Raw genomic sequence first — 17,848 nt, 5'->3', positions numbered from 1 at the left:
AGTATAAATGTTTTAAAGGGTTATATAATTTTTCTGTCTTTATTTTTACTATCTGCATTTACTTGTTCTTTATAATAGGGAGATAAATAGAAAACTTCGTCCATTGACCCGGCTCGCTTTCCGCTTTGATGCTTCCGTTCATCTGTTGCATAAGATTTGCCACATAAGAGAGCCCCAATCCGTATCCTTTGACGTTATGAACATTTCCGGTAGGGACTCTGAAAAAACGCTCAAAAATCTTCTTCAAATACTCTTTTTTGATACCTATCCCATTATCCAATACATAAATACACAGTTTATCTCCTTCATTAGCCGTACCGATCTTCAGCTGCAACGGGACCTCTTCACGCCTGTACTTTATAGCATTATCCAGCAAGTTGGTAATGATATTTGTCATGTGAGTACGATTGACAAAGACATCATTTTCCGTAGCATCCAATTCTATATCAACAGTTCCTCCAATGCCTTCGACTTTTATGCTGTATGTATTGGCAATCTCAAGAATCAGTTCCTGAATATCCAACTCTTCCATTTTCAGAACAGTGGAATTCTTATCCAAAAGCGAGGTATAAAGAACCTGATCCACCAGATTACTCAGCCGTTTCGTCTCCTGATCTATTACTTTGAGCCTGTTCTGTACTTGCTCCCGTGACAGATTCAAGTTGTTATCCATGAGAAACTCGTTTGCAAGGCGAATGGTACTCACCGGTGTCTTCAGCTCATGCGTCATGTTGTTCACAAAATCATTCTTAATGATAGCTAATTTACGCTGCCTGGTAGCCCGTACGGTAGTGTAAACAAACATGCCCAATACGAAAATCGTAAACAGAGCACTCGGTACCCAAAAGTCTATCGTCTCATACAGATAATCTCCTCGTCCCGGGAAATAAACTCTCAGAAACAGATAGCGAGACGGCCTGTCTTTCTTAAAAATGAGCTGCGAGAACGTAGACTCTGCTTCTCCTTTCGGTATTTTTCCCGTTGAGAAATAGCTGTGATTGTTCTTATCTACAACATCATAAACGTAGTAAAGATTCACACCATTATTTTCAAGCTCAAATGCAAGAGTGTTTTTAAGTTGAGTACGAGAAATTCTCTCATATATAGGAAGCTCGTCATTCTGGGTAATCATATCCAAAACAACCTCATTCATAATCTCCTTTTGATACTCAAACTTCTTTCGCAACTCCTCCTGCAACTTCGAAGAAGTAGCCACAAACTGATCTTCTTTCTTCGCCCAATGAGACTGGCTGACCTCGGGAAGCTGATCAAGCTGGAACAGCTTAGGGTCGATAGTTGTGGTATAAAGGCTCGTGCCACTGCCGAGCAGATCGGTCGAAGGAGTGGATTCTGTTATGGAAACCTTTCTCCCAAGCAGCTCGCTCTGTAATATCCGTCGAGCTTCATCATATTCCAATTGTCTGCTCACATTGCTAAGAGCTCTCCTGACGGCAGAATTAAACTGCTCTGCACGAGAGTCATACATAATGGACACATAGTTGATTTGCATTACCAACAAACCTACAAGTGTGAATACTGCCAGAACAACGATAGGCCATATGATGGACTTTCTCATGTTGCAAATTAAGAGAATAAAATCTTGCTTTTAATATAATAATAGTTAAATATTAAGCTTCGCTTTGTTAATAATGCTTGTTTTGAGGAAGAGTAGAATCTATTTGACTCTTTCATTCTATTCACGGACAGGTACTAAAAGACTTAACTAAGGGATCTAAATAAAAAGTTGAGAACCTACCTCTTATCAATTGCTGTCTGATAAGAGATAAGCCCTCAACAATATCTGCATTACTTCTTCCGAAGTATTATTTCAATTTCGGTCCTGCCTCCACAAGAGCCTTACCGACTTCGTTACCTGTAAACTTCACAAAGTTCTTTTGGAAACGCTCTGCCAAATCGACAGCCTTCTTATTCCATTCGGAAAGATCTGCATAAGTATCTCTCGGATCGAGAATCTTAGGATCTACGCCCGGAAGTTCGGTAGGCACCTTAAAGTCGAACATTGGGATGTTCTTGGTTGGAGCCTTATCGATAGATCCTTCAAGGATAGCATCGATGATTCCTCTTGTATCCTTGATAGAGATACGCTTTCCTGTACCATTCCATCCTGTGTTTACGAGGTAGGCTGTGGCACCGGACTGCTCCATTTTCTTCACAAGCTCTTCTGCATACTTTGTTGGGTGAAGAGAGAGGAATGCTGCACCGAAACAAGCAGAGAATGTAGGAGTTGGTTCTGTGATACCACGCTCTGTTCCTGCAAGTTTGGCAGTAAATCCGGACAAGAAGTAGTACTTGGTTTGTTCCGGAGTAAGGATAGAAACCGGAGGCAATACTCCGAATGCGTCTGCCGACAAGAATATCACCTTATTGGCATGTCCTGCTTTCGACTTTGGTCTTACAATGTTTTCGATGTGATAGATCGGGTAAGATACACGTGTATTTTCGGTAACACTCTTATCCTCGAAGTCGATCTTTCCGCTCGCATCCACTGTAACATTCTCCAACAAAGCATCACGACGGATAGCGTTGTAGATATCCGGTTCGTTCTCCTTGCTTAGGTTGATAACCTTAGCGTAGCAACCGCCCTCAAAGTTGAAGATACCTTCATTATCCCAACCATGCTCGTCATCACCGATAAGTCTGCGCTTAGGATCGGTAGAGAGTGTTGTCTTTCCTGTTCCGGACAATCCGAAGAATACGGCAGTCTCTTTACCATCCATGCTGGTATTTGCAGAGCAGTGCATTGAAGCCATACCATTTAGAGGAAGAAGATAGTTCATGTAAGAGAACATACCTTTTTTCATCTCACCACCATACCATGTATTAAGGATGATTTGAATCTTCTCTGTAAGGTTGAATACCACTGCTGTCTCCGAGTTAAGACCAAGTTCGGCATAGTTGTCCACCTTTGCTTTGGAAGCATTGATAATCACAAAATCCGGTTCACCGAAGTTCTTGAGTTCTTCTTCGGTAGGACGAATAAACATATTGGTAACAAAGTGAGCTTGCCATGCCACTTCCATGATAAAGCGAAGTTTAAGACGGCTGTTCTCATTCGCACCGCAGAAAGCATCGACAACAAAGAGTCTCTTATCCGAAAGCTCGTTTGATGCAATCTTTTTAAGTTCATCCCACGCTTCCTTAGTGATAGGTTTGTTGTCGTTCTTATACTCTTCAGAAGTCCACCAGATAGTATCTCTGGTTGTATCGTCCATCACAAAGAATTTATCTTTTGGAGAACGTCCCGTATAAACGCCTGTCATCACGTTTACTGCGCCAAGTTCTGTTACCTGACCGCGTTCAAAACCTTGAAGATCGGGTTTTGTCTCCTCTTCATAAAGCAGATCATAAGAAGGATTATAGACAATCTCTTTGACATTGGATATGCCATACTTTGATAGATCTAATTTTGCCATAATGTTAGATTATAAATATTTAGATGTTGTGTGTTACTATATACTACAATAATTTCATTTAGTGGATTACGATAATGGAGACCAAAACAGAAAGTACCTCTACTCAAGAAGAATTGTCATCTCTGACTCCTTGAGCAAAGGTACTTAGATTTATTCTACTGACCAATAAATAAGCCTACTTATTTATTGTCAATTTATTCATTGATCCAGCCGGCTATATTGTACATATGGGCTTGAAGCGTGTGTATATCGGTCTTAGCTTGTGCTTCTTTCTCCTGACGTTCCACCTCTCTGTCGTAGATCAAATCGGGGACATCACGGATCACACCCAAAGCGATAGGCATATCATCCGACATCATTGCGAGCATACGATGCAAGGTATCATCCTTACAATGTGCGTCGTGAACCAATATATCGTCTTCCGTATAGCCATCTTCACCTATTGTAACGGATTTAAGACGCAAGCCATCCAGTACAAGACCTTTATTCTTATCCGCTCCGTAGATCATCTTTTTACCATGTTCGAGGTAGATGGTACGGTCTGCACGAACCTCTTTTGCCGAATAATCGCGGTGAGTACCATGGTTAAATATCACACAGTTTACAAGCACTTCGGTTACGGAAGTACCCTCATGATTGGCTCCTGCAAGCATGCACTGCTGCATCATCTTCATATCCACGTCCAATGCACGGGCAAAGAAACGTCCGCGAGCACCGAGAGCAAGCTCTGCCGGTATAAACGGATCTTCCACTGTACCCATCGGGGAACTCTTGGAAACGAATCCACGTGCAGATGTAGGAGAGTATTGTCCTTTGGTCAAACCATATATCTTGTTGTTGAACAACACGATATTGATGTTGACATTCCGTCTCACCGCATGGATGAAGTGATTACCACCGATGGCAAGACAGTCTCCGTCTCCTGTTATAAGCCAGACATCGAGTTCGGGATTTGCGGTCTTCACTCCGGTTGCAATGGCTGCACCTCTACCGTGTATAGAGTGAAAGCCATAAGTGTTCATGTAATAAGGCAGACGAGAAGAACAGCCGATACCGGAAACCACTACGGTATTGTGAGGCGCCACACCTCTTTCCGACATTGTTTTGTGTATGGTTGCAAGCACACCGTGGTCGCCACATCCGGGACACCAACGTACTGCTTGCGCGCTCTTATAATCTTTTGCCTCGTATTTGGTCGTTGCAATATCTTTAGTATCCATTCGTTTAAGCGTTTAAATAGGTTTTTAACTCTTCTACTAATCTCCCCACCTTGAATGGCTGTCCTTTCACTCTGTTCAGTGTATGTATATCCAACATCGGGAACTTTCCTCCCAAATATTGAGCGAATTGACCCAAGCTCTGCTCGATAACCACTATTCGCTTATACTTTCTAAGGATAGCCTCTGTGTTACGAGGCAGAGGATTGATATACTTAAACTGAGTCATTGCAACCTTATGACCCTCTCTGCGAAGTGTTTCACAAGCTGTATATATATGTCCGGCAGTACTTCCCCAACCCACTACAAGCAGATCTGCGTTCTCATCACCTTGAACTTTCTGTATAGGAAGCGTATCTGCTATGCGTTCTACTTTCTCTTTACGAGTAAGCACCATACGTTGGTGGTTGTCCGGATTGGTGGATATTGCACTGGTGTTATAGTCTTTTTCCAGACCGCCCACACGGTGAGTATAGCCTTCCATACCCGGAACAGCCCAATATCTTACCTGTGTTTCGGAATCTCTTCTGTAAGGTTTCCAATCTTCCAATGCACCTTTATAATGAGTAGGAGCATAGGGAGGCTTGATTTCAGGATATTTATCCAAATCCGGAATGCGCCAAGCGGAAGAACCGTTTGCAATATAGCTGTCTGTAAGAAGGATCACCGGAGTAAGATGTTCGAGAGCAATCTTCGCCGCTTCAAATGCAGCATCAAAACAGTCCGAAGGCGATGTGGCAGCTATTACCGGCATAGGGCTTTCGCCATTGCGTCCATAGAGTGCCTGCAAAAGGTCTGTTTGTTCCGACTTGGTCGGCAGTCCGGTAGAAGGTCCGCCTCTCTGTACATCCACGATCACAAGCGGAAGCTCTGTCATAACCGCCAAGCCCATTGCTTCACTCTTTAGAGCAAGACCGGGACCCGATGTGGAAGTTACGGCAAGGTTTCCGGCAAAAGATGCACCTATGGCAGTACAGATACCTGCAATCTCATCTTCAGCCTGAACAGTCTTTACACCAAGATGCTTCAGCTTAGCCAACTCGTGCAAGATATCCGTAGCCGGAGTAATAGGATAACTACCAAGGAAGAGCTTCAAGCCTGCTTTCTCAGCCGCTGCAACCAATCCGAGGGATGTAGCCTTATTACCATTTATATCCATATAGTGCCCCTTTTCTCCCGTCTTACCTTCTATGCGGTAAGTCATCGCCGATGCGTGAGTGTTGGCACCATAATTATAACCATCTGTAAGAGCCTTTATATTGGCTGCAAGAACCTTCTCTTTTCGCGCAAATCTCTTTGCAAGGAGTTTCTCTGCATGGTCGATCTCTTTTCCGAAAAGCCAGCAAACCAATCCCAAAGCGAACATATTCTTACAGCGCAACTTGTCTTTCGGTTCCATGTCAAACTCATTGAGCCCCTCTTTAGTCATAGAAGAGATGGGCACTTCCATGATCTGCGCTTGCGTCAATTTGAGTTCTTCAAATGGATTTTCCGTGGCATACTCTGCCTTCTTCAAGTCTGCCGGGGTGAAAGAGTCCGAATCGCAAAGGATGATTGCGTTCTTCTTAATTTGGTTAACATTGATTTTTAGTGCAGCCGGGTTCATTGCTACAAGGCAGTCTGCTAAATCTCCGGGGGTATGAACAGCGTCCGTTCCAAGGTGAACCTGGAAGCCGGAAACACCGCTGAGAGTACCTTGAGGAGAACGAATCTCTGCCGGAAAGTCCGGAAACGTTGAGATCTGATTGCCGAGTATTGCGGCAAGGTCGGAGAAAAGGTTGCCAGTGAGCTGCATTCCGTCTCCGGAGTCTCCGGAGAAGCGCACCACTATATCCTTTACAACCAAAACATCCGGGTTTTTGTCCATAATGTTACGTTTTTAATGTGTTGAATGTTGTGCAAATGTAGTGAGTTTGCACAGTATTTTCAAAATTATTAGCTATTCCTTTCGTAATGCTCCCAAACACCCCTCTTTATCTCTCTTTTCAGAGGGTCATCCTCCGGGCGGTCTTTACGTACAACTTCAACCAAAACACTCTCCACATCGTGGACAATTCGAAGAAGTGATCAGACGACCAAAGGCTGACTACAACAGAAAGATGCTATAATAGTAAAATGTAATCGTTTGTTTCTCTTTCAAAGTGATGCAAAGTTACTATTTAATTCATTGAAAATTCAAATATTATTGAAGAAAAACATTCTCGCAGCAGAAAAGAGGAGAATCTCCCGGAAAGAAATGGGGTTGGTATAAAAAATTAAAGGATGTCTCACGACATCCCCTAACCATCTTTGTTAACCTTAAATCTAATACTATTATGAAAAAACCACGATGCAAAGGTAAGGACTTTATTTTTAATATGCAAATCTTTTCGGGAGAAAAGAGCATAAAAGTAACAATTTTATTTTGACGAGCAAGCAGAAACGTAGATATTTCGCCACTTTCAAGAGAAATCATATAGTTTGTTTCAAAACAATAAAAAATCACAACCACTACATTTGATAGTGATCACACCACAAAAACAGGAGCTTAAAACAGTATCTGAACAGGCAAACAAGATGGTTTTATCCCGTTAAAAACCTGCTCTGAAGCCTTTCGGATCTACACATCAAAGCCTGAAATCCAAAAATCAGGGTTTGACTTGCAGAAATCAAAACATGAGTTGCAGAAGTCAAGACACGATTTTCACATCTGAAAAGGTTCACGAACAGATCTCAATACGTTTACCATACCTTATATATGTACTAAAGCTCTTTAGCACACCCGACTCTCATCGGAAAAATGAGAACAGATGCCGTAAGCAATAACAATAAGAGACACAAACAACAAGAGGAAAAACCGACAGAAACAGACAGAAAAACGGCAACACCCTTGAAAACAGACAGCTCCGACGAGCAGAGCCTGCATCAAAACAGCGTTAAAGTGTTGCGGTCTCCATTTTTTTCATTTATTTTGCAAGTAAGAACCATATCACTCTTTATAATTAAACGGTAACACATGGAAGAAAAGAAAGAAGATATGCTCCCTCAGGATAATGAGGTAGCAAGCATAGGCATAGAAGAGATAGCCAACCGAATGGAGGAGCTATTGAATGCTAACGAAGTACCTTCCCGTGAAGATGCAGACAGACTATCCGCTTACTACTACCGCCTAACCCCATCTGCCGATGGACAGGAGGGTTCGGAAAACGAAGCAGCGGTGCTCCGGTACATGCAGATCCTGACAAGGTATAAAGAGGTTCGTGCGGTTCAGCAAGAGCGCATTCGTGAAGAGATTCGTCGGCATACGGAAGAGAAAGGCAAACTCCTCGACCGGATGCAGGAGTTGCTCTCCTCAACGGAAGATATGTCCGTTATCAAGCAACAGTTCAACAGCATCAGAGAGCAGTGGGATGTGCTGGGAGAGGTAGACCCGACGGTGAAGTCCGAGTATCTCTCTCGCTATTCCAAGCTGATGGAAGAGTTTTACGAGCTTAAAAATCTTACCAACGAGTTTCGCGACTTAGACTTCCAAAAGAACAAAGAGATCAAAGAACAGCTCATCGCAGCAGCGGTAAAGCTAAGCGAGAGCGATGATCCTATATCTGCCTTTAATGCTCTCCAGCTTCTTCACGACAGGTGGAAAGAGACCGGTCCGGTGGCTCCGGATCTCAGAGAAGCCATGTGGAAAGAGTTCAAGGATGCTACTGTGATCGTGAACAAAAACCACTCCTCCTTCTTTGAAAAAAGAAGAGAAAACGAGAAGAAAAACCTTGAGAAAAAGACGGCTCTGTGCGAAAAGGCTGAAGCCATCCTTAATCCTCTCCCCTCTACGGGCGAACAGTGGAAAGCCGCAGCTGCTCTCATCGAAGCACTGAGAGAAGAGTGGAGAACCATAGGCCCGGTTCCGAAAAAAAACAATACAGAGATATATAAGAGATTCAGAGAGGCTACGAACAGCTTCTTTGCACAACGACGGACATCCGCAAAGATGTTCAGAGAAAAGATCGACAAGCATCTGGAAAAGTATGCTCAACTCTTGGAAAAAGCGGAAGCCCTTAAAGATAGCACCGATTGGGTACCTACGAGCCAAAAACTGATGGATCTGCAAAAAGAGTGGAAAGAGCTTGGAGGTCTTGGTGTAAAGAGTGCGGAGGCCAACAAGCTGTGGCACGCCTTCCAGGCAGCCTGTAATCACTTCTTCGACAGAAAGCAGGCAGACCTGAAAGATCGTAATACAAAAAGAGAAGCCAACCTGAAACAGAAGAGAGAGATAGCTTCCAAGATGGAGAGCCTGTCTGCTTCCGAACTCTCTCCGGAAGAGTTGGCAGAACGCATTGCCGAGTTGCAGGAAGAGTGGTCTAAGGTGGGGCTTGTTCCGGCGAAGCATAAAGATGAGATCAATGATGCTTTCTACTCTGCGCTCAGAGCGGCTCAGGCAAAAGCCCACAAGGGAGAGCCGGGCAAAGGTCGCCACTCGGGTCCTCGTTACAGCACTCCGATAGAGGAGATGGACAACGACACTATCAACGGCGAAATAAGAAGCCTCAACACACTGCTTGAGAAGATGGAGCATGAGTTGAAGCAATACGAAAACAACCTCAGCTTCTTCAGCGCATCGGGAAGCGGCAAAGATGCCCTACTGGCTCCCGTTATAAAGAAGATGGACAACCTGAAAAGAGAGATAGAGAGACTTACAGAACGCAGAAAAGCTCTCCAAAAGGCTCTTAAAGGATAAGGCATAAACAAGATGTGTAGTACTCTCTTTGTATTCAATCCGGGGTATGAAGAGAGTCTTCTACCGCACTTGCGAGGAGGCTATACCCCTCCTAAGCAGGTTCAAAAGATGAGGGAAGACCTTGCATTGCTCCCGTTCTACTTGGGAGCAAAAAGTGGGGATTCTCTCTTTTCTTTTTGTCCCGAAAGATGGAAGAATGCACAAATGCCGATATGCGGAACGCCTGTTTCGGAGCTGTTGCCCCGAAAAGAGAAGCAGTACAACCTTCTTCCATGGGGTTGGAGTCCGGATCTGCATGACATTCCTTATAATATAGGAAGTATTCCATCAATGGATGAGATGCGCCTTTGGGGCAGCAGAAAAAGCAGCTATATACTGCTTGATGCTCTGCTGGATAGCTATCCGGAGAGATTTCGACTTCCGAGGGAAGCATTCAAAACCATCTCCACGCAGGATGAATTGGAGCAAGAGCTCCGGACCAATACGCCGAAAGTGATAAAGAGTCCTTACTCCTCTTCGGGCAGAGGGGTCTTTTTCTTGGAAAAGGGGATAAACCGAGAGGATTATCTCTACTCTTCTCTCACAGGGCTTCTAAAAAAACAAGGGGAGCTATACGTAGAACCTTTTCTCGAAAAGGAAAAAGATATGGCTTTCGAGTATTACAGCTCCAATAAGAGTGAGGAAAAGTTTCTGTTTCTTGGACGTTCGGAGTTTATCACAGAAAGAGGTAGATATATCGGGAACAGAGTCAGCCCGGAGTTGAAGTCCGACAACGCCGAAGATCTGGCAGAGATCATCCGGCAAGCTCTCCCCTCTGTTCCGGCTCTTGATACCTACGAAGGATTTTTGGGTGTGGATGCCATGAGATACAGAATAGGCAATAGTGAGATCGGATACCACCCTTGTGTAGAGCTGAATATTCGCCCGACGATGGGACATATCGCTCTGTTTCTCTCCGATTACTGCACAGCCGGCACGTACAAGATAGTCTACTTTCCCAAAGAGGGCGAAGCATTGGAGTACATATCCGCCCTACAAAAGTCGGCAATCATAGAGGGAGGAAAAATAATAAGGGGAACAACACCGTTGCTCCCCGTCGATAATAAGACCCAATTCCTTGCTCTGCTCAGCGTTTCCGATTCCCGATAAAGTGGCAAAGAGCTATAAGATCTCTTTTTGCCTCCCCTTCAGGGACGAATCGCTCCAATATCGCCACTGCCTCGGCAATATATCTGTCCACCTGTTGCTGGGCATACTCTATTCCGCCATTCTCTCTTGCAAAAGAGATAAGAGCAGCAATCTGTTCGTCCGAAAGCTTCTCCTCCTTGAGAATCTCTCTATATTTCTCTGCATCGGACGCTTTCTCCAACGCGTGTATAAGAGGAAGGGTTACTTTATGTTCACGAAGATCATTTCCGACAGGCTTACCCAAATCTTTGTTTGAAGAGGCTTCCTGATAATCGAAAATATCATCTTTTATTTGGAAAGCATAGCCCAACAGAATACCTGCATGGAATATCCTATCTATCACTTCCTCGTCCGTAACATCGGATAGCAACACTCCGATCTTCATCGCAGAAGCTATGAGATAAGCGGTCTTCTTCTTTATGATGTTCAGATACTGTTCTTCGGTAGGCGCATCGGTGTGTGCCAAATCGAGCTGATAAAGCTCTCCTTCGGAAAGTTCACGCCCCAAAGCCATCAAAACGTCCAGCACAGCCATGCTATTGCTCTTGACCGCAAGATAGAGACTCGTAGATAAAAGATAGTCTCCAACCAGGACTGCCGCCTTGTTGTCCATGATAGAGTGCAACGCCGGAATACCTCTACGTCTGGGAGTGTTATCCACAACATCATCGTGGATAAGCGTTGCCGTATGAAGCAGCTCGATATACACGGCGGCATCCAATATCGGATCGGAGATTGGTTTGAAGCATTTGGCCGTGAGCAACAAAATGGCAGGACGAACCTGCTTACCCATAGAGGCATACAGATGCCCCAATGCGGTAGACAGTGTAGTAGATCCACTATCCAACGCCTGCATATATCTGGTTGCAAAGAGAGCGAGCTCACGCTCTACGGAAGAGATTATTTCTTTCAAAGCCTTATTGATATGATGTGGACAAAGAGCTTCTCTGCCCTCGTTTTAGCTTTCAAATATAATAAAACTAACGCGTAACGTGGCTATGGTAAGAGAAAAAGAAGGTGTACTCTTGCCGTATCGAAAAAAAAGTATATCTTTGCACAGAATTTACACGGCATAGCGATGCCACACAGCAGACCCGTTTAAGGATCTACTCAAGATTGGGGCTCTTAGCTCAGCTGGTTTAGAGCACCTGCCTTACAAGCAGGGGGTCAATGGTTCGAATCCGTTAGGGCCCACTTTTATTCCTCACGTTCTTCATGTTTGGCATTCTCTCTTTACTTCGGTGAAGATGATGCTCTCTTTGAATACGGAAACCGAAATATATTTCGGGCTCTTAGCTCAGCTGGTTTAGAGCACCTGCCTTACAAGCAGGGGGTCAATGGTTCGAATCCATTAGGGCCCACAACCAACACTTCCGGATAAAAAGATAAGGAGACGTGATCGGGCTCTTAGCTCAGCTGGTTTAGAGCACCTGCCTTACAAGCAGGGGGTCAATGGTTCGAATCCGTTAGGGCCCACAGGTTAATTGAGAGACAAGAAAGCTATCAGAAGTAATGATTCTTGTTTTTTTATGAAACCTTTTGGTTGATAAAAAGTTTTTCTTAACTTTGCAACGTCGAAAAGAGAGGGTCTCTTTTCAAGACAAAAAATTGCGGAAGTAGCTCAGTTGGTAGAGCATAACCTTGCCAAGGTTAGGGTCGCGGGTTCGAGTCCCGTCTTCCGCTCAACAAAAAAGAAGAATAACGCCTTGAAGTTTCAGGGCGTTGTTTTTTTGTGCAAAAAAGGCAAAAGAATATTTAAGCTTCTTTTTCAAATCTCTTTTTCAATTGCTATCTTTGTAGTTGACTTCTCATAGAACATCACTCTTTCTTGTTTTTCTTCTCACAAGCAAGTGTTTGTATAAGGAAGAAAAACGCTCTGAAAGGAAAATATAATATACACATACAGTCCTCGTAACAGAGGGACAGTATTTCGCTCTAATGCTCAGGACGTGAGTTCGCGGCATTGGAATCTCCGGGAGAGGGCTTCTAAAGGTCTCTCCTCTGGAGATTACTTTCGTTTTTTATACAAGTTGTTAGTAGGATGCCACGGATCGAGAGATTTGTGGCATCCCTTTTATATATTCACTCTTTCCATTTATTTTTAATCCAATACCATTATTCAACAAAAAATAAGGTATATGAAAACCAGTATCAGATCTACAAAAAAGCAGCCCCACACATTGTGCAGGGCTGCTTGATATTTTAGTTCTCTTCTCTATTATCAGAGAAAAAAGAGGTCTGTTCGGATTATTTCAAAGCTGCTATTGCTTTAGCATAGTCCGGTTCTTGTGCTATTTCAGGAACAAGTTCTGTGTAAATCACTTTTCCCTCTTCGTTCAAGACGATCACCGCTCTTGCTGTAAGAGCAGCCAATGGGCCTTCAACCATAAGAAGATTGTACGCTGCGTCAAACTCTTTTGCACGGAAAAGAGAAGCAGGCACTACATTTTCCAGACCCTCTGCACCGCAAAATCTCGCCATTGCAAAAGGAAGATCCTTAGAAAGACAAAGTACCACTGTATTTTCAAGATTGCTTGCCTCTTTGTTGAATGTTCTTACACTCTGAGCACAAACTCCTGTATCTATACTTGGGAAAATATTTAGAACTACTTTCTTGCCCTTATAATCTGAAAGTTTCACGGTAGAAAGATCCACTTTCACTGCTTCAAAGTCCGGAGCCATTGCTCCTACGGCTACCATTTCGCCTTGAAGGCGGATCGGGTTACCTTTTAATGTTACTTGACTCATACGTTTTTGTGTTGTTTTTGGTAGTTGTGATACGGCTATCGGAGCGATAGCCATTACAAATGTACAAAATAGTAGCGATACGACCAATCCGTGTTTTCTAAATGCTTGCATGACGTTGTTGGGTTCTTGTATAATGTTTTTCCATGTCTTCCATCTCTTTTTTGAGCAGGATGAGTCTGCCACAACCTTTTATGGCATCCATAGCAGCAGAGGAGAGTGTAAAAGATGGAGCTTTACCTTTGGGAGATAAAAGTTGTACTTTAATCTTACCCGGCATGGTCTCCATAGAGCCTAAGAGGGCTGCCAGTTCAAGGACATTGTTCTCCGGATAAGTGATCCGCTCGTAGGTGATACCGCCATCCGTAAAGCGGTAATTGACTCCGCCGTCATACTCTATCTCATCTGAACGGAACTCAAGCCCGCTCTTCTCATCCACCACAAGGAATCCGGTATGACCATATCCCTTACCGGGAGCAGCACATCCGGAGATAAGCTGAATCTTCATCTCCTTTTCCTTGATGTACACATCCAGGAATGGAGCTGAAGGGGCAGTGATGCCATCAAAGCCTTTGAAGCGCAAGAGCGTTTCATCGGCAAACTCTTTATTTTCTATTCTCGTGAACAGCTCCTTCTCCATCGCGCTTATCTCTTGCAGCTTGATAGGTCTGAGGCTGTCTATATAAGCCATATCTCGTGTACAGATACGGTCTATTGCTTCTTTTCGGATAGGCTCCATGGCTTTTCGGGCAGCAATCTCTTTTGGGAATGTACGGTGCAGACTATCCGCCAAAATCGTAGCATCCTCCAGAAGACCTGCATCCAAAGCCTGTTGCGCAGCCTCTACCAACGAGTTCGCTTGCTTTCTACTCTCCGAGGCACAGCCTGTAAAGAGTAGCAGTAAAAGTGTCAATAGGGAAATCTTCTTCATAATATCATACTTTTAGATCCGAATATTTCTGTTTTCGGGCAATGCGATACGCCCACAATATAGACGATGAGTGAAGCTTCCGATACGCTATCATCTTCTCCTCCGAAGTGAGTTGCAAGCTCGTTTTTAAGGGTTTCATCTTCAAGAATGCCACCCATGCTTTCAGTACGGCAACGGCATCTCTCGGCTTTCCGGAAAGAGCAAACACAACCGCAGCAAGAGCATCAAGCAACAGTCTTATAGCGAAAACGACAATCCTCTTTCCGGTTGGAAGGTTTTTCTTGAGCATGAGCAGATTGTTCCGAAAGTTAAGAAAAGTCTTGAACGGATTCTCTGCCGAAAGAGATGCTCCACCTACATGATAAACCACCGATTGAGGTTCGCAGCAGAGTTTATACCCTTTTCCAAGCCACCTCCAACAGAGATCTATCTCCTCCTGATGCGCAAAAAAACGATCATCAAAACCGCCCAAACTCAAAAAAGCATCCCTTCTAACCAGCATTGCTGCCCCCGTTGTCCAAAACACCTCTTCCCGGGTATCGTACTGCCCTAAGTCTTTCTCTATGGTGTCAAATATCCTGCCACGGCAGAACGGATAGCCGAACAAGTCCAAATGTCCTCCCGCTGCACCGGCATACTCAAAGGCAGATCTCTCACGATAAGAGCGTATTTTAGGTTGGACGGAAACAATATCCGAATCTTGCCGGATACGATTCCAAAGAGGCTCCAACCAGCCCGGAGTAACCTCTATGTCGCTATTAAGAAGCAGTATATAGGGATAGTCGATTTCCGCTATTGCTCTATTGTATCCTTCTGCAAACCCCCAGTTTTTCTTGAGATCGAGTGTCAGCACAGAAGGGAAATCCTCTTTCACGATCCGGAGAGAAGAGTCTTGCGAACCATTGTCTGCCACCACAATATCCGCCAAGTCCGGATTGGTGTTTTCGATCAACGAGGGTAAAAACTCTTGCAACATCTGTGTACCATTCCAGTTGAGTATCACTACCGCTACCGGCTTACTGCTTTTCTCCATCTTCCACATGGTTTATCTCATCCGTAAATACCGTTACCGCATCTTCTCCCAGAAGAGATGCAGCCGACTCCGGTGTGTGCTTCCACCGCTTATGAGACCAGAGCCAGATCTCCGGTTGATGCTCTATGCGACGCTGCACACCGAGCATATAACGGCGTGTAGCCTCGCCCCATGGCAGATCTTGAGGTGCTTTGGCTATGAGCGAAAAGGTTGCTTCATAAACGCCTCTCTTCTTACGACGAACATCCAAGAATATCATCGGGATATTGAGTTTACGGGCAAGCCTTTCTGCACCAGTAAACATCGCTGTGGTCTGACCCAGAAAAGGAGCAAAAAGATGAGCATTGGGCAGAGAGGGTGTCTGGTCTGCAAGGAAGACCACACTGCTTCGATGTTCGCGATTTCGGTTCAAAGAGATAATAGAGACAGGCGCTCTGTTTTTGTCCAGACAGCGAGTACCCAGATGCTCTCTATTTTTAAGCATCACTTCCTCTACCGCTCCCTTCATCGGCTTATACAGCTCGTATATATCTATATCCCTGAAAAAGACGGATGATCCACTGAACCACTCCCAGTTGCCGGTATGCCCCATCAAAACAAATGTAAGGTGATGCCCCTCGGCATAGATGGCTTCCACCACTTCGGGATTGGTGATGCGCGCATATTTTTGCATCTCTTTCTCCGTAAAACGAGAGAACATCATGGTTTCCAGAGCCAGGTCCACAAGATAGCGGTAGTAGTTTCGCACAATTCGCTTTTGCTCCTTGAGACTCTTCTCCGGGAATGATCTCCGGATATTGGAAAAGACTACGCCATATCTGTAACGCACTACCCTGTAAAGGAGCAGAGAGAGAAAATCGGAGATTGCATAAAGTACGGCTCTTGGAACCAAGGCGACCAACCGAAAGAGCCACCACAGACAACGTCCTCCGAAAGATATTTTCTTATCAGCACACATAACCTTCTGCGAGTTCCTCTTCTCCCACCTGTTCTCCCACTTTTACCTTAATGATTTCTCCCTCGGAGCTTGCCACCTGCTCTCTTGGGATACGCAAGCGGATATAGTTTTCGGTATATCCGTACAGATAGTTCTCATCATCACCGGCCTCCAACAGCAGTCTGCGCACAGAGCCGGCTTGTTCCATGTAGAAGCGTGCCTGCTTCATATCCGAAAGATCAAGGAGTGTCTTGCTCCGTTTGTGTTTCTCTTTCGCATCCACCACCGGCTTTATGCTCAGAGCCATGGTGCCGGGACGCTCGGAGTAACTGAACACATGAAGACGGGATATGGGAAGACTCTCGATGAAAGAGCGGCATACCTCGAACGCTTCTGCCGTTTCTCCTCTTGAGCCGACAATGACATCCACTCCGATGTAAGCATCCGGCATCAGTCGCTTGATCTCCTCCACCTTATGTCTGAAAAGGGCGGTATTGTATCTTCTTCGCATCAGCTTGAGCACCTCATCGCTTCCACTCTGCAACGGGATATGGAAATGAGGAGCAAAACGTTTGGATCGAGCCACGAAAGCGATCACCTCATCCGTGATGAGGTTAGGCTCTATGGACGATATTCGAAAGCGGTCTATCCCCTCCACTTCATCCAATGCCTTGATGAGATCTATAAAGCTCTCTTGGGTGCTACGCCCGAAGTCTCCCACGTTTACACCCGTAAGAACAATCTCCTTACCTCCGTCTCGCGCCACACTTTCGGCTTGAGCCACGATGCTCTGTATGGATCCGTTTCGGCTCTTGCCTCTGGCTTTCGGGATGGTGCAGTAGGAACACTTATAGTCGCAGCCGTCTTGTACTTTCAAGAAATGACGGGTACGCCCCTCCGCAGAGAGCGATGGAGCAAACTCCACGATGTTCTCCGTTGCCGAGGTTATCACCTTTGCCGTATCTCCTGCACGGTCTATCTGCGCAAGGTAAGAGACCAAATCTATCTTCTGATCCGTACCCAACACCATATCCACACCCTCCAACTCTCCGACCTCTTCGGGCTTCAGCTGAGCATAGCAACCCGTTACTATGATCTTTGCATTGGGATAATCTCGATGTATCTTTCGTATAGCGTGTCGGCTCTTTTTATCTGCCAACTGGGTAACAGAACAGGTATTTATCACACAGATATCGGGCACTTCTCCCTCACGGGCTTTACGTATCCCCACCTCTAAAAGGCTTCTCCCGATCGCCGATGTCTCAGCAAAATTGAGCTTACACCCAAGCGTAAAGAAAGCAGCCGTTTTGTATTCAAATATACTATTGTCTATCATTTTGGTGTTAAAATAGTTCGCGAATATGATTTCGCTTTCAAGGGGCAAAGATAACGATTTTCACACGCATACCGACACAGCAAAAAGCTGTCGTCTTTAAGAGTCTCTTCCCCTTTTTTCTCCTTTGAAACCGATTTTTCCATACCCTCATTTTTATATATTCCATCCCGAAAAATGCTCACTTTTTTCGGTCTCTCTATTTTGATCGGAGGGGGTGTTTTCAGAGCATGACCGAACTGTTAAATTCGGGCTGTTTTATTAACACGATTTTTGATGCAGGTTTACTCAAAACGCTAAAGCAGTATATTTTGTC

Annotated in this window: 12 protein-coding genes and 4 tRNA genes; 6 read left to right on the top strand and 10 right to left on the bottom strand. The window is 44.7% G+C overall.

Going from position 1 to position 17,848, the window contains the following annotated elements; genetic code table 11:
- Positions 1–58: 58 nt before the first annotated feature.
- The 4 genes from HQ39_RS02005 to HQ39_RS01990 form a co-directional block, all read right to left on the bottom strand.
- On the bottom strand, positions 59–1,576 hold the full coding sequence (locus HQ39_RS02005; protein WP_036863296.1) for a sensor histidine kinase: 1,518 nt from the start codon (positions 1,574–1,576) through the stop codon (positions 59–61).
- Positions 1,577–1,823: 247 nt separating this feature from the next.
- Entirely contained in the window at positions 1,824–3,434 is a 1,611-nt protein-coding gene (gene pckA, locus HQ39_RS02000; RefSeq protein WP_036863295.1) for a phosphoenolpyruvate carboxykinase (ATP), read from the bottom strand.
- Between the two features lie 194 nt (positions 3,435–3,628).
- On the bottom strand, positions 3,629–4,654 hold the full coding sequence (locus tag HQ39_RS01995) for a 2-oxoacid:ferredoxin oxidoreductase subunit beta (protein ID WP_036863293.1): 1,026 nt from the start codon (positions 4,652–4,654) through the stop codon (positions 3,629–3,631).
- 4 nt (positions 4,655–4,658) lie between these two features.
- Positions 4,659–6,518, bottom strand: a complete 1,860-nt coding sequence (locus HQ39_RS01990; protein WP_036863290.1) for a 2-oxoacid:acceptor oxidoreductase subunit alpha — start codon at positions 6,516–6,518, stop codon at positions 4,659–4,661.
- A gap of 1,128 nt (positions 6,519–7,646) precedes the next feature.
- Here HQ39_RS01990 and HQ39_RS01980 point away from each other — a divergent pair.
- Both HQ39_RS01980 and HQ39_RS01975 read left to right on the top strand, forming a co-directional pair.
- Positions 7,647–9,365 carry a DUF349 domain-containing protein gene (locus HQ39_RS01980; RefSeq protein ID WP_036863287.1) on the top strand — a complete coding sequence of 573 codons (1,719 nt, stop codon included), beginning with the start codon at positions 7,647–7,649 and terminating at the stop codon, positions 9,363–9,365.
- 12 nt (positions 9,366–9,377) lie between these two features.
- Positions 9,378–10,514: a hypothetical protein gene (locus tag HQ39_RS01975; RefSeq protein ID WP_036863284.1), complete on the top strand. Its 1,137-nt coding sequence runs from the start codon at positions 9,378–9,380 to the stop codon at positions 10,512–10,514.
- Here HQ39_RS01975 and HQ39_RS01970 read toward each other — a convergent pair.
- Positions 10,492–11,466 carry a polyprenyl synthetase family protein gene (locus HQ39_RS01970; RefSeq protein WP_052079352.1) on the bottom strand — a complete coding sequence of 325 codons (975 nt, stop codon included), beginning with the start codon at positions 11,464–11,466 and terminating at the stop codon, positions 10,492–10,494. The two genes, HQ39_RS01975 and HQ39_RS01970, sit on opposite strands and share 23 nt — an antisense overlap.
- 206 nt (positions 11,467–11,672) lie before the next feature.
- On the opposite strand from HQ39_RS01970, the gene HQ39_RS01965 reads away from it, so the two are divergent.
- The 4 genes from HQ39_RS01965 to HQ39_RS01950 all read left to right on the top strand — a co-directional run bounded on the left by HQ39_RS01965 (position 11,673) and on the right by HQ39_RS01950 (position 12,236).
- Positions 11,673–11,747, top strand: a tRNA-Val gene (locus HQ39_RS01965).
- Between the two features lie 92 nt (positions 11,748–11,839).
- Positions 11,840–11,914, top strand: a tRNA-Val gene (locus HQ39_RS01960).
- Between the two features lie 40 nt (positions 11,915–11,954).
- A tRNA-Val gene (locus HQ39_RS01955) sits at positions 11,955–12,029 on the top strand.
- A 134-nt stretch (positions 12,030–12,163) separates the two neighbouring features.
- A tRNA-Gly gene (locus HQ39_RS01950) sits at positions 12,164–12,236 on the top strand.
- A 564-nt stretch (positions 12,237–12,800) separates the two neighbouring features.
- Here HQ39_RS01950 and tpx read toward each other — a convergent pair.
- From tpx to mtaB, 5 genes are all read right to left on the bottom strand, one after another.
- The gene (gene tpx / locus HQ39_RS01945; RefSeq protein ID WP_036789788.1) at positions 12,801–13,301 is read right to left on the bottom strand and encodes a thiol peroxidase; all 501 of its coding nucleotides are present in this window, start codon (positions 13,299–13,301) and stop codon (positions 12,801–12,803) included.
- A gap of 97 nt (positions 13,302–13,398) precedes the next feature.
- Entirely contained in the window at positions 13,399–14,229 is an 831-nt protein-coding gene (locus HQ39_RS01940; RefSeq protein ID WP_036863276.1) for a hypothetical protein, read from the bottom strand.
- Between the two features lie 4 nt (positions 14,230–14,233).
- A complete protein-coding gene (locus HQ39_RS01935; RefSeq protein ID WP_200879164.1) occupies positions 14,234–15,262 on the bottom strand; it encodes a glycosyltransferase family 2 protein in 1,029 nt (342 codons plus the stop codon).
- Positions 15,246–16,220 carry a lysophospholipid acyltransferase family protein gene (locus tag HQ39_RS01930; protein ID WP_052079351.1) on the bottom strand — a complete coding sequence of 325 codons (975 nt, stop codon included), beginning with the start codon at positions 16,218–16,220 and terminating at the stop codon, positions 15,246–15,248. Before HQ39_RS01930 ends, HQ39_RS01935 begins: the two co-directional genes overlap by 17 nt.
- Positions 16,210–17,535 (bottom strand): tRNA (N(6)-L-threonylcarbamoyladenosine(37)-C(2))-methylthiotransferase MtaB, encoded by a 1,326-nt coding sequence (mtaB, locus tag HQ39_RS01925; protein WP_052079350.1) that lies wholly within the window; start codon positions 17,533–17,535, stop codon positions 16,210–16,212. Before mtaB ends, HQ39_RS01930 begins: the two co-directional genes overlap by 11 nt.
- Between the last annotated feature and the right edge of the window lie 313 nt (positions 17,536–17,848).

Origin of the sequence: Porphyromonas sp. COT-108 OH2963 (assembly GCF_000768895.1) — a bacterium.
GTDB classification, from domain to species: Bacteria; Bacteroidota; Bacteroidia; order Bacteroidales; family Porphyromonadaceae; genus Porphyromonas_A; species Porphyromonas_A canoris.
The sequence above is the reverse complement of the archived record's forward strand: the minus strand, read 5'-3'. Positions and strand labels throughout refer to the sequence as shown.

Excerpts from the sequence above, each read along its gene's own strand:
- HQ39_RS02005 (WP_036863296.1), bottom strand. The coding sequence starts at position 1,576 with ATGAGAAAGTCCATCATATGGCCTATCGTTGTTCTGGCAGTATTCACA.
- pckA (WP_036863295.1), bottom strand. The coding sequence starts at position 3,434 with ATGGCAAAATTAGATCTATCAAAGTATGGCATATCCAATGTCAAAGAG.
- HQ39_RS01995 (WP_036863293.1), bottom strand. The coding sequence starts at position 4,654 with ATGGATACTAAAGATATTGCAACGACCAAATACGAGGCAAAAGATTAT.
- HQ39_RS01990 (WP_036863290.1), bottom strand. The coding sequence starts at position 6,518 with ATGGACAAAAACCCGGATGTTTTGGTTGTAAAGGATATAGTGGTGCGC.
- HQ39_RS01980 (WP_036863287.1), top strand. The coding sequence starts at position 7,647 with ATGGAAGAAAAGAAAGAAGATATGCTCCCTCAGGATAATGAGGTAGCA.
- HQ39_RS01975 (WP_036863284.1), top strand. The coding sequence starts at position 9,378 with ATGTGTAGTACTCTCTTTGTATTCAATCCGGGGTATGAAGAGAGTCTT.
- tpx (WP_036789788.1), bottom strand. The coding sequence starts at position 13,301 with ATGAGTCAAGTAACATTAAAAGGTAACCCGATCCGCCTTCAAGGCGAA.
- HQ39_RS01940 (WP_036863276.1), bottom strand. The coding sequence starts at position 14,229 with ATGAAGAAGATTTCCCTATTGACACTTTTACTGCTACTCTTTACAGGC.
- HQ39_RS01935 (WP_200879164.1), bottom strand. The coding sequence starts at position 15,262 with ATGGAGAAAAGCAGTAAGCCGGTAGCGGTAGTGATACTCAACTGGAAT.
- HQ39_RS01930 (WP_052079351.1), bottom strand. The coding sequence starts at position 16,220 with ATGTGTGCTGATAAGAAAATATCTTTCGGAGGACGTTGTCTGTGGTGG.
- mtaB (WP_052079350.1), bottom strand. The coding sequence starts at position 17,535 with ATGATAGACAATAGTATATTTGAATACAAAACGGCTGCTTTCTTTACG.